We start from the raw sequence: 231 nt of genomic DNA on the forward strand, positions 1-231 counted from the left end.
GTGCGGTGACGACGAGACTCGAACTCGCGACCCTCGGCGTGACAGGCCGATATTCTAACCAACTGAACTACGCCACCATTTTTTCAACTTCGACAGGCAAAACCTGCTTCCACTTGAATGTAAAATTAAATCATTTAAAGAACTTCTTCGTGCGGTGACGACGAGACTCGAACTCGCGACCCTCGGCGTGACAGGCCGATATTCTAACCAACTGAACTACGCCACCATTTT

General features: G+C 49.4%; 2 tRNA genes. Both read right to left on the reverse strand.

Annotation, left to right across the window (positions count from 1 at the left end):
• Positions 1 to 3: 3 nt before the first annotated feature.
• Positions 4 to 77, reverse strand: a tRNA-Asp gene (locus Q1A18_RS19040).
• Positions 78 to 152: 75 nt separating this feature from the next.
• Positions 153 to 226, reverse strand: a tRNA-Asp gene (locus Q1A18_RS19045).
• Positions 227 to 231: the final 5 nt, after the last annotated feature.

It is taken from the genome of uncultured Sunxiuqinia sp., assembly GCF_947495665.1.
Lineage (GTDB): Bacteria > Bacteroidota > Bacteroidia > Bacteroidales > Prolixibacteraceae > Sunxiuqinia > Sunxiuqinia rutila.